Source organism: Desulfamplus magnetovallimortis (assembly GCF_900170035.1).
GTDB lineage: Bacteria > Desulfobacterota > Desulfobacteria > Desulfobacterales > Desulfobacteraceae > Desulfamplus > Desulfamplus magnetovallimortis.
This window is the reverse complement of the sequence record NZ_LT828550.1, coordinates 24,057-36,097: the sequence shown is the minus strand read 5'-3', so window position 1 is coordinate 36,097 and position 12,041 is coordinate 24,057. Positions and strand designations below refer to the sequence as shown.

At 34.5% G+C, this 12,041-nt stretch carries 13 protein-coding genes; 1 reads left to right on the top strand and 12 read right to left on the bottom strand.

The annotated features are described in order from the left end of the window. Positions 1–405: 405 nt before the first annotated feature. From MTBBW1_RS17185 to maoP (MTBBW1_RS17175), 3 genes are all read right to left on the bottom strand, one after another. Entirely contained in the window at positions 406–726 is a 321-nt protein-coding gene (locus MTBBW1_RS17185) for a hypothetical protein (RefSeq protein WP_080805262.1), read from the bottom strand. 33 nt (positions 727–759) lie between these two features. After that, positions 760–1,359 (bottom strand): DUF413 domain-containing protein, encoded by a 600-nt coding sequence (maoP, locus tag MTBBW1_RS17180; RefSeq protein WP_080805259.1) that lies wholly within the window; start codon positions 1,357–1,359, stop codon positions 760–762. Between the two features lie 81 nt (positions 1,360–1,440). After that, positions 1,441–2,037, bottom strand: a complete 597-nt coding sequence (gene maoP, locus MTBBW1_RS17175; RefSeq protein ID WP_080805257.1) for a DUF413 domain-containing protein — start codon at positions 2,035–2,037, stop codon at positions 1,441–1,443. A 194-nt stretch (positions 2,038–2,231) separates the two neighbouring features. On the opposite strand from maoP (MTBBW1_RS17175), the gene MTBBW1_RS17170 reads away from it, so the two are divergent. Next, positions 2,232–2,429 carry a hypothetical protein gene (locus MTBBW1_RS17170; RefSeq protein ID WP_139786801.1) on the top strand — a complete coding sequence of 66 codons (198 nt, stop codon included), beginning with the start codon at positions 2,232–2,234 and terminating at the stop codon, positions 2,427–2,429. A 99-nt stretch (positions 2,430–2,528) separates the two neighbouring features. Here the strand turns inward: MTBBW1_RS17170 and MTBBW1_RS17165 are convergent, their stop codons facing one another. The 9 genes from MTBBW1_RS17165 to MTBBW1_RS28485 form a co-directional block, all read right to left on the bottom strand. Continuing rightward, positions 2,529–4,208 (bottom strand): hypothetical protein, encoded by a 1,680-nt coding sequence (locus MTBBW1_RS17165; protein ID WP_080805253.1) that lies wholly within the window; start codon positions 4,206–4,208, stop codon positions 2,529–2,531. 335 nt (positions 4,209–4,543) lie between these two features. Next, positions 4,544–5,335, bottom strand: coding sequence for a hypothetical protein (locus tag MTBBW1_RS17160; RefSeq protein WP_080805251.1), 792 nt, complete (start codon positions 5,333–5,335; stop codon positions 4,544–4,546). 110 nt (positions 5,336–5,445) lie between these two features. Then, positions 5,446–6,408: a CsgG/HfaB family protein gene (locus MTBBW1_RS17155; protein WP_186441427.1), complete on the bottom strand. Its 963-nt coding sequence runs from the start codon at positions 6,406–6,408 to the stop codon at positions 5,446–5,448. 403 nt (positions 6,409–6,811) lie between these two features. Continuing rightward, on the bottom strand, positions 6,812–7,129 hold the full coding sequence (locus MTBBW1_RS17150) for a helix-turn-helix domain-containing protein (protein ID WP_222424097.1): 318 nt from the start codon (positions 7,127–7,129) through the stop codon (positions 6,812–6,814). Then, positions 7,116–7,481, bottom strand: coding sequence for a type II toxin-antitoxin system RelE/ParE family toxin (locus MTBBW1_RS17145; RefSeq protein ID WP_245809446.1), 366 nt, complete (start codon positions 7,479–7,481; stop codon positions 7,116–7,118). Before MTBBW1_RS17145 ends, MTBBW1_RS17150 begins: the two co-directional genes overlap by 14 nt. Positions 7,482–7,616: 135 nt before the next feature. Next, on the bottom strand, positions 7,617–7,829 hold the full coding sequence (locus MTBBW1_RS17140) for a DUF8108 domain-containing protein (protein ID WP_222424096.1): 213 nt from the start codon (positions 7,827–7,829) through the stop codon (positions 7,617–7,619). A 204-nt stretch (positions 7,830–8,033) separates the two neighbouring features. After that, complete coding sequence (locus MTBBW1_RS17135; protein ID WP_186441425.1) at positions 8,034–10,376, bottom strand: DEAD/DEAH box helicase; 2,343 nt, start codon at positions 10,374–10,376, stop codon at positions 8,034–8,036. 1 nt (position 10,377) lies between these two features. After that, positions 10,378–11,415, bottom strand: a complete 1,038-nt coding sequence (locus tag MTBBW1_RS17130) for a radical SAM/SPASM domain-containing protein (protein WP_080805243.1) — start codon at positions 11,413–11,415, stop codon at positions 10,378–10,380. 143 nt (positions 11,416–11,558) lie between these two features. Then, the gene (locus tag MTBBW1_RS28485) at positions 11,559–11,729 is read right to left on the bottom strand and encodes a hypothetical protein (protein ID WP_186441421.1); all 171 of its coding nucleotides are present in this window, start codon (positions 11,727–11,729) and stop codon (positions 11,559–11,561) included. Positions 11,730–12,041 lie beyond the last annotated feature (312 nt).

Below are 12,041 nucleotides of genomic sequence, written 5' to 3'. Positions count from 1 at the left end.
CCTGGAGCGTTTTGTTAGCCGATACATTTTAGCTTAATTGTATAAAATTATAAACTACAGGATTTATTAGATATTATATTGATTTTCCATAACCCATTGATTTCATTAAAAGTCATATTTTGAGAGGCTCAATAAAATCAGGCACTTAGCCAAAATCGGTATAATGACTATTTTGTATCAATCTTGGATACAAAATAAATGTTGCCACATTGTTCTCTTTATCATATCTATATTTGTCTTTACTTGTTGACTCAAAACAAAAAAGATTTAAGTAGTGTTTAAAAATATGATATAATTGAACTTCGTCATCTAAATTTAATATTGATTTGATTGTCTCATCAAAGCCTTCAAAATACTTTAGATTGCAATGTATTTTATAGCTTTCTTTAATAAAACTAATAAATGTCAATTTATTATCTTTTGATACTTTTGAACACTCGATTTTAAATCCAACTTTTTGACTATTGAAAAAAAAGGAACCGAAAATCCGCTGGATGTTTCTAACCAAAGCAGACATTCCATAAGAATTTTCCTTGAAATTGGTGTGTTTTTTATTCTATCTGCTATATCGAATTTGTTGCTATCTTGTTCTTGAATGAGATAATTATAATTTTCGGGAGAAGATATTGTTCCTTTTTCATGATATTCCCACCCTCTATATAAGGAATTATCGCTGCCAAAAGTATCAAAAATATCGATATCGTGATCATCCCACTTATTATGCATCAAACACCTCTTTTTGTTAATCGTTGATAATAGTTACCATTCTTTATCATCATCGCCCCAATCAGCAGCATAATAGTCACCCCATGAATCGCCACCAACTTCATCATAATCAGGATTGTCTTCGGGTACCCCCCCAAACGAGTCGGGAAGATCATAGTCAGGATAATCATCATCTTGATAGTCTTCATAAAAATACGAGTGTTCATTCCTTTCTATTTGAAAAGTTTGTTCATCGTGATCATTAAAATAATTTTCCATTTCCTCATAAAGATAATATTCTTCTAATTTCCTTAATTCAATTTCTTCTTGTAAATTAAGCTCTTCATTATAAATTTTCCAAACTTTTTCGTATTTATCATAATTCTCTTGAATAAAGAGAAATTTTAACCATAATTTTTCAAAAGTTGTTTCTGGTTTTATTTCTTTTTTTACTACTTTCAAAAATCTACTTTGGGCATCTGTAATAGGTAAAATTTTTTTAGACGAAAGCATCAAAAGCCACGTTCCATACTTTTTTAGAACTTCATACTCATCGAATAACAAGAATTTTCTAATTTTTTCTAATAAATCGATATCAAAAAAATCCTTTTTCAAATATTCGAGATGTGCCTTTTTGTCACTTTTGTTATTCATATTAAGTTGCCTTGTGGACAGTCCTGCTGATAATTTAATCCGATTAACACAAAATTAGAAAAGTAAGGCATTTTAAATTTTTTAATTTACACGAATCCAACCGGAACCATCACACCATATACAATTGTTGTGCTGACCTGTGCCATTGCATCTTGGACAGGTTCTTTGATTCTCATTGTAAATTCTTTTTCCACATCTATTTAAACCATTTCGGTTAAAGCCTTTACGGTCATATCCATCAAAATTATAACCATCTTTGTCAAACCTTGTTTTGGTTGATTTATGAATTTTTGTTTTATCAAAACCCTTCATATCAAAACCTTCGAGGTCATACATTGTTTTGGTAAATTTATTAATGCCCTCGTAGTTCCATCCAGCATTATCAAAAATATTTTTCTTCTCGTAGTATTTAAACTTTATCCAAGTTTTCTCATAGATACTATTAGTTAAGGATGCCCCTTTATAAATTGAATATAAAAATGTTTCTTGCTTCTTAGTTAATGGAGGAATCGTATTATTATCAATAGCTTCCATCCAATTACCATATCTTGTTAAAATTTCTATTTCTTCATCTGTAAAGTGAGGATTAAAAATTGGGAAACGATTTCCAATATCAAAAGGAGTTTTTAGATATTCGCCTTGTACTTCTGAGACAAAACACGAATCCTTATCAAACATTGCATTATTCCTTAAAAACTACGTACTTTTATCGATATATAAACTGTAGATATTTATACTTTTATAATCATCTTATAATACGATATTCGGCTAACGACCAAGCTCAGCCGCCCCGCGCGCGGCACGGAGCTGAAGGAAACCACCAAAAGCTGACGCGCGGGGTCGGCTGGAGCAGCTTGTTAGGTATTGAAAACATGAAAACAGCGGCAGAAAGAGAAATGAATTTTAGGCGCGACCTTGATGAACTGCTGGCGAAGCATAAGGCTGAGCTTGACATCACAGATGACGGAGCAGAATACGGCATGCACAGCGCTATTGCCGTAGTGACGATGATGCCTGAATGGAGCCAAGACGGGGATCAAACTACTGAGTACACCGAGTTTAGAATTTGATGCCTAACGTTGAAGTGAGGGGCGCCGCCAACAGCTTTCGCAGTCAATGCCTCCCGTTCACGGCGTCCCCTCGACTGGTATGTTGTGCGTCAAATATGACTAAAAAATATCTTCTGATGTATTATCTCCATCTAAAGGCATATCAAGAATATTTCGGATTTCTTCTACAATTTGATTTCCAATCATTACAAAACCATCTCTAACAATTAACTCGGAACTGCCATCTGCAAACCTTAATACTTGACTTGTAGAAGTTGCTGCTATCTTGATCAACGTGCCGAAATTGCTATTTAAATTTATTACCGCACCAGAACGATATACAGTGAACTGAGAAGAAGCTTCCTCAATATTTATTTGATTTTCTCCGACGCAATTCATTAATTCTACACGAGCATATTTTCTTACATTGACTGTGTTAGCACCGTTTGAACCATAACCTTGAACGTAACTTCCAGGGGGTAAATAAAAAGGAACAGAATCATCTGTAAGGACAAGATATGTTTGAAAGGTTTCGGGTAATTCTCCGGTAAAAGGAAACGTAGTACCGCTCTCACAATCTTCTTCGGCAATTTCATAGCCTTCGGTGTAACCAGCCGTATATCCATCATTGTAGCTATTTGTCAGATCTTCTTCAGTGTAATCTTGAATACATTCTGGTATCTCAACTGATGTCACTCCAGCTGTATATCCGTCATTGTAGCTATTTGTCAGATCTTCTTCAGTGTAATCTTGAATACACTCTGGTATCTCAACTGATGCTATTCCAGCTGCATATCCACCACTGTAGCTATCATCGACATTTTCCTGAGAATATAATCCACATAGTTCAGGATTTTCTATACAATACTGTTTTCCTGCTTCATACTGTGCATCAAGATCATCTTCAATAGAGCCGTTATACGTAAAAGCATCAGAAAAATCCAATATATCAGTATCTACCGTCCTGATATAAAGTCTCCAGTCATCTGATTTTGTTAATCCTTCAGGAATGGTAATTTCCTCTACCCCATCATTATAACTGCTTGCACCATGCTCTGTGAAGCGATACCAATTTTGATCATCAGGGACAGTTTCACTTTCGTTAACAGCATCACGTTTCATTTCAATAATAATTTGATCCTCTGGCATTTCTTCATTTGTCGACCATTCTACTACTACAACTTGACCAGCGTTGGCAGAAATTGGTCTCTGCGGAAAATTTAATTCAATAAATGAATTGTTCACATCCCAATTAAGCTTAAGGGATAAATCATCAAATGCTATCAAATCTCCAGTAGAAATTGTTAATTCAATTAAAGCTGTATTTATCGGTATTAATGAAATAAAAGTTTCTTGATTTGTCCAAATATCTGCAATATAAGCTGGAGAAAGATTTCCAGTTTGTTCTGTATTTAACAATGCACCAAATTCATCAAGGAATTTTATCGTAACTTTAAACCAATCATCTAACCACTGTGATGCCCAAACTGCACTCCATATATCAAAATGTGCTTCAGATGTACCGGTATCAACGATAGACCTATATGATGAAATGTCAATTACTTGAATTAATGTGCATGTGTAGTGATAAGAGCCAGCACGAAAGGCAAAATTCCCAGAACGAGGAAAGAGTCCCTCTTCACCAGAGCTATCAATTGTCGAAAAATGATAAGCACTCCAATTTTCAAGACCATCTTCTGCATCAGGGTTTTGCAACAAATTATCAGTCTCTTCTGCGTGAATAGTAGTCCACATAAGCATTCCAATTAATGCAATAATCATGGCAATACTTTTTTTCATTAAGAATACCTCCATGTAATAAAATAAAAGATGATCTAAGTAATGAGAGAAACGCATAACGAAATGTTGTGCTTGAATTAAAAAATATTTCCACCTGTGCAAGAGCTTTTTGAAAAGGTTAATCTTCTGAAATTATTGGCATCTTTCATTTGCCAGTTTACACTTTTTGGAGCAAGCACCCTATTTTGGGGAACCATTCCCCAAAAAGTGTAAAGTACCTTTGGGGTGATATGAAGGATGCCAAATTATTAAGTTTTTTCTATTCATATCTGATACAAAATACTACCCATACATGTGGCATTTTTTAAGTAAAATAAAATAACCGAATGCTATTTTCATTTGTTTACTGTAAATACAACCTGGTTTCCGGCAAAATGACTCAATGAAATTCCGAGAGATTTATTCAATTGAAGAATTTTTCTTGCCAATTCCCGAACGGGGCCTTCATAAATCATGTTATATGACGCCTTATCTTGTTCAAAAAAGAGTAGAGAATTCGATTTGACTTTTGAAATCGTATCGATGCCTTTTTCGAAGTCGGTGAGATCTTCAAATTTAATGCCGGTGATTGAAATGGTGTACTTGGATGTGCTGATCTTGTTTTCGTACAGGGAAAACGCAGACACGATTTTGCGACCTAATTTTCTTGCCGCACTTTGAATCGCTTTCTTCCCTGCGATAAACTCCGTGGTATCTGCGCCACTGCCATAGTCACTGTCAGACAATATGATCTTTCCATTTTTCGTGCTGATCGCTTTTAATTCCAATCTTGCTCTGCAAGACTGAAAACCTGAAATTTGACCGCGGCTCTCACTGAACGCCTCTCCAACAATAAGGACATCGGCATTGAATTGTAAGCCGATCTCCACTGCGAGCTTTTTGTTGCCTTGGAGGATGGCACGAAATTTATCGTTTTCCTTTATTTGAGCGGTTATTTTTTTGTCGACGACGGAGTATCCATGTTCAATCAATATTTTCACGATCTCGGTCTCACCGGCTGGGTCAGGTACCGTATGACTGATATGATATTCTGGGATGGCAACGATAATCGTCGGATTCGTTGTGTCGGCATGAATCGTGGTACTCATCAAAAGCGTCGTAAAAATCAATAAAGTTGCAATTCTCATTGGTTTTATCCTAAAAGGGAATCGTACTGCGATGAATCCGTAACTACTGGAATTGATAAAAACTCTTTTGACAGGAACGTCATCCCTATCAAAAGAGTGATTTACTCGGTTTATAGAGCGCCTTGCTGCTCGGCGAGTCTTCTTCTTTCAGCTTGCATTTGCCTTACGCTTCTTATTCCTTCCATACATTTTTCGTTGGCATCTATGCCGATCCCTTTGTTGTATGCTTCAATGGCTTCATCAAATTGATATAAATATTGATACGCCACACCCACATTGTATATTGCTTCGCTGCTCTCCGGTAACTTATCCGCTTCAGTTTGAAATTGATTCAACGCTTCGTACCACAACCCGTTTTGCGCCAATTTGATGCCGTTTTTCCCCTCATCCGTTTTGGCATCGGCAAACTTTACTTCTACATAGACCCTGTAAGGGGCAATGATTTTCATGAAATCGTCGGTGACGGATACGAGTGTTCGTGACTTCAATTTATCTAGATCGATATCAGGGGGCCATTGGTCTGTTTTGGAATCGCTGCCCTTACTTTCGTCATATAGATTTTTGACTGCGATCACTTTACCGGTTTTAAGATCGAGTACTTTCAATACGGCAGTGGTTTTTGCCTTGGCTTCTTTGTGATAACTTCTATGTGTCTTGCCGTTTTTATCTTTGTATGAATCTCCCTTGGAAGAATTTTTTGCGTAAGAGGTCGTCGATCTTCCCGTGATCAATGCCGAGGCACCAAGGATCTCACCAAATTCGGGAGCGGACTCTTCATTGACGAGACCACTCAAATTCAACTTGTGTTCTGCGGTTATCTGGTCAAAATTTTCTCTGTCAAGCACCTCGAATTTATCGGATTCGAACAATCGTGTCGTCAAAAGTTCAGAAAGAGATCGGCCACTATTACCTGATATGTCACCGACGATTATTTTATTGACCCCTTTCAGATTGATTTCCGCAGGTTTCATGATCGGAACTTTTGCTGTTGGCGCACAACCGATCGACAATGCCATGATGCTTACAAATCCCCAAAAATAAAAACAACGCAATACAGCACCTAATAATTTCATAAAAAGTCCTTTCATCTCATTTGATTCTCATTTTTTCGATAATTCGAAACCAATTGCCAAACTTGAAACATCCCTCCAACCTCTCATCATGATTCAAGATGAGGATCATGTAAAAAGGATAGACTCATATCATTTTCATGAGGCGTAATTGAAAACGTTCCTTCCCCTCTGTAAATTATGTGCAGTACCTGAGTCAGTACCTATACATAAAAAATCGGCTACCGCTATAAAGTGGGCCAGGCTGTCCCGGCTTATGGCGGTAGTCTGAATGTCAAAAAAGCACAACGCCGAGTTCAGGGGCGCCGCCAACAGCCTTCGCTGTCAACGGCTCCCGTTCACGGCGTCCCCTGGAACGACCTGTTAGCGCCATTTCTGCCATATGTTCCAATTGTAATATTATTAATTATCCGTGTGCTGTTTTCATATTTGAATTTTTTTGTACAAGTTTAATCTCTAAATGACAGCCAACCGCCTTAGCATATTTGCGGAGTGTGGATACTGAAGGTGAGTGTTTCTTATTGCCACCACCTGCCTCCAATCTAGCTATCGCCGGGGTTTTTGTCCTCATACGGTCAGCCACTTCCGCTTGGGTAAGTCCGGCACGTATTCTTGCATTGAGTAGCTCATCAAATAGAGTAAATTCTTCTTTCAAGACTTCATATTCTTTTTGAACTTTTGGGTCTTTCAACAATCTTTTTGTAAATTCTTCATGTGTCATCATTTTCTTTAACCTCATTCATACGAGAGACGGCAATTGTGAGCTCTTTTGCAGGTGTCCTCCGGGATTTCTTAACGAACGTATGCAACATAACAATTCTTTTCCCCAACAAGGTGCAGTAAAAAACTCTTCCAATACCTTCCTTTGATTTCATTCGAAGCTCAAATAACCCATTTTTCAAAGATTTTGTATGAGGCATTCCAAGATTTGCTCCATGAATGGACATTCTTTGGGTAAGATGGATGTATCTTGCCTGAATACCAGTAGGTAAATTGGCAATTTTTTCCTGAAGAGCTTCGCTGTAGTATGAAATTTCCCAAGTCATAGATTCAATATTAACATATATGTTAATCAATGCAAGAAAAAATACACCCTCTATATGTGAAAAATCAAGGATAAAGGGTGTATAATAAAATACAATTTACTTATTAAAAACAATTTAAAATATAAAATTTTGGATAACTATGTTTCATTAAATGAAATGAGTAAACTATGATTCACCGTCAACCTTGATCATGACTTTTTCAGCATTATTTTGAGCCAAAAAATAATATATGACATTTCCAACTCCGACGGTAAAAAGAAACAGAATGATATGAATCATCATTGAGCCCGAATTCTTTTTCCTTACCATTGCATTCCTTTCACTTTGTTCGAGAATCGCATACCCTTGAGTAACGTAATCATCAATCAAATTTTCCATCTCTTTCCTTGAAGAAACCCTTCTAAGACGCGGTGCAGCCATAAATTTTACCTCGCTCAACGTTTACGGCATCTATCCCTTGAAGCCCCCATGACTTCAAATTGAGATGCAACGATAAGCTCAGCGGTTCGGTTTTGCGGAGCGCAGCGGAGCAAAACCGAATCCGCTGGAGCGTTTGGTTATGTGTATTTTTGGTAGACAACCTTATAATTCATTAAAAATCTTTTTTGCCAAATCAATATGTATGCTATTTGAATCAATTGATGATAATGTATTATTCATTGTTTTGGATATATTAGACTTATGATTAATTAATTCAGCAATATCTGTTTCGATAGTGTTAGAGTAAAATAGACGGTAAGTGTTTACAGTATGAGATTGACCAATTCTGTGTATACGTGCGAAAGCCTGTTCCTCAACTGCTGGATTCCACCAAGGTTCAACAAGAATACTATTAACAGCTTTTGTTAAATTTATTCCCGTACCTCCAGCTTTTAGAGAGATTAAAAAAATACTGCAAGTATTATTGGATTGAAATTCATTAATTATTTTCGCCCTTTCTTTTTTTTGGGTTGCCCCATCTAACCTCACAAGATAATACTTTTTTGAAATCAATTCATACTGCAACCTATCCAATGTCGGCAAAAATTGTGAAAAAATTACTACTTTTTCTCCTCTGTTAATAATTTCTTGAGTTAGTTTTATAATGCTGTCAATTTTGCTTTCTTTAAGATTTGGGCAGTTAGCCAACAACGAACTGGGAAGCATCTCATGCAGAGAGCAATATTGTCTTAGCCTCAATAATGCTTCTAATGCAATATGTTGGATTCTTCCCGATAATCCTGTGGAAATAGCCGACTTAAATATTTCGATTATTTGATTATATGCCATTCTTTCAGCTTTTGTGAACTCAATTAAAATTGTATGATTATTTCTCTCTGGCAATGACAGTACATCCTTTTTTCTGCGCTGAATTATTAATGGGTAAAATATTTTTCCAGTGAATTCAACAGCCTTTTTATAACTACTTTTATCTTTAAGCATTGGTTTAATTTTTGAATCAAAAATTACTTGAAGGCCTGAATTTATAGTAATAAACATACTCCAAAAATCAGATAATCCGTTTTCAATAGGAGTACCTGTCATTATGATGGTAAAATTTCTTGCTATTTTATTTATAGAATAAAACAATTTTGTATTTACGTTTTTTATTTTTTGGGATTCATCAAGCACCGATATATCAAATTTATGATTACTTAGTTCATCTATTTTATTCCTTACAGTTTCATATGAAAGAATTGTAATTTTTTTTATGTCTGTTGGTTCGAGACTAAGCGATTTGTAAAATTTGGGGTTGAATTTTCTAATTTCTTCTGCCCAATTATTAATTATTGTAGCCGGAGCAATGATTAATGTTTTTTGGGGTGACAGTATTGAAAGAAACGCTATAAGTTGAACTGTTTTTCCAAGCCCCATTTCATCCGCAAGCAATCCACCATCAATCTTATTATGATACAAATTAAGCAACCAATGTATTCCTTCAATTTGATATACTTTTAATTCTCCACAAAAGTTTGAATTTTTTAATAATTGGGAAATATTATCTTTTTCAATTTGTTGTGTTAGGCCCCATAGTTTTTTAAAAAATATATTGCAAGAAGCATTTATATTCTCTCTGTCAAGGCTATAACTAATTGTTTTTTCATCAAATTGGGATATAACATCCTCATTGCCAAATAAAATGACAGAATCGTTCCACTCAATATATCTTTTCCCTTCTAAATAGCTATTTAACAGGGATGAATACAGTTGGATATCTGAGTCTTTCATGACATTATTTGGAAAAATACGTATCCTGAAAAGTGAATCTGAAGCAAAAGAAATAGATTTGGATTTTTTTTCTTTATTATCATAATATTTAACATGAATTTTTTCATTAAATGCTATTTTTTTTAAAGCATCATAGGGAATAAATAATAAATTTTCTTTTAAATGAGTATTAGTAGGAAAGTATTTTTCCAATTCTTTTAATAATAATTCTTTTTCCACTTCGCTTACATAGCATAACTTTGCTTTCTCATTCAATGGAACTATGAAATCATAATTTATAGGTATTAATTTTATTGATTCATGAATATTAGTGAATATAGAAGCCTTAACCCCATTTTTATATATATTTTTTATTCTAATTTCAATATGGTGAGGCTCAACTATACAATTAATAACAGGAAGAGATTTTTTCAGATCAGACAATCTTGTGTTTTTTTTAAGAGACGAATGTTTCCCTTCTTTTGTGAAAGTAAATTCACTGTTCTGTATTATAGAAATTAATTCTTTACAAAAAAACTTTTCATGTATCTCAAAAGGAGGGTTTTCTTGCCCTGATAATTCAAGGAAAGAAAGAACAGTCCGATCATATTCTTTTATTAATTTTGCACTTAAATTGGTTAGTCTTGATTTTGTTCTTATAAATGGTGATAAACGAGGTCTATTTTCTTGAACCTCAATAATAATCTTATCATCATAAAATATATAAACTAAAATCATACTATCCCTCATTATCATATATGAATTCAATTGATTGTATCATTTTGTCGTAGTATGACTGTTTAAAAGATGGAGGGCATTTCTTTTTCTTCCTTAATAGTTCTCCCACCTTTATTTTAGTGTGAATACCTGCAAATTTATATTCATCTATTCTACATCCCCCTCCACAAATATATTTTAGCTCACAGTCATTGCATTCTTCCACGTTATCAACACACGTCATTTCATAAAAGTGTCTTGCTTTGTTAATAATTACAGAGAATGGAGTGTCTATATTGCCAATAGATTCAATCTCTAAGACTCTATTGCAAAGGAAGAATTCTCCATTACTTGAAACCGATAGGCCACCATAACCACAATTTTTAATTGCACCATATAACAAGTTACTCATGAAATTTTCTACTGAATATTTGGGATACAAAGATTTTGCGATTTTGTCGGTGATTTTTTGGTATTCTTGCATTTCACTCTCTGTGATTTTTACTTCTCTTCCTTCCAATAGTTTTTGTGCAATTTTAAAATGTATGACGCCTTTCTGCTCTACTCTTTTTAGTATTTTTTTTGAAAAATTGACATAATCATCTTTAATTAAATGGATATTATCCATTGTGGGAGTCGTTGTAATTTTTGTTTTAACATTTTGATTAGCAAATGATATAGCTGTTTGTATTGCGGTATCGAAATTTCCAGCACCTCTAATCATGGCATTTGTTTTTTCTGATATTCCATCTAAGCTAATTTGGATTTCATCAATATATTTCGTTGCTTCATTGATTGCTTCTTGGTTCCATAGTGTGCCATTTGAGAGAATCGTTACAGAAAAACCTTGTTCTTTTGTGTAGCGTATTACCTTAGCCCAATCTTCATACATTAATACTTCACCGCCAGTAAATGTAATTGATTTGCCACCAGCATTTTTAAAATTATCAATTATTTTTTTCCAGTCATTTATTGATAATTCATTACCTTTCTTATTCCCTGAAAACATATAACAATGCTTGCAACGCAAATTACATCTATTTGTCAAGTAAATATACATTCCTTCTAATGAGCAGTAATTAATAATACTTTCCTGCTTCGTAAAGTTTCTGTCAAATATTTGAGAAACAACAAAATTGAAATCATCCCAATCGGTATCATTTAATTTCGTTGATATAGTTCCAATAGAAAATTTTTCATTTATTAAATCAAATATTTTTTTTGTTTTTTATTAAACAAAACCACCCAATTCGCTTGATCTTCTGCAATAATAAGCTTTTTACACTGAATCTCCTTGCGATGTATATTATCGGGCAACTCAATAACTGTATCCGCACCTATTTCTATTTCGATAGTTTTATTTTGATAATCCATAAAACATAGCCTATTAAATGCGGGCATCAGTCAAGGACTGATACCCGCATAAATCCTTCAATTAATTACTATTCACACTGCAATTTTTGAAACAATACATTGCCCCAACTCTGGCTGTATCCTTGACAACCTTTTTCCTTATTCTAAACTTAAACTTTTTCATCGGAACACCTCCTTTCTGTTTAATTATTGTTCACATTACAATTTTGAAGCAACTCATTGCTCCAGAGAAATTGTATCTTTGCCAACCTTTTTTTTCAATCTGAATTTAAACATTTTCACTGAATACAACCTTATCGGATACAGACACAT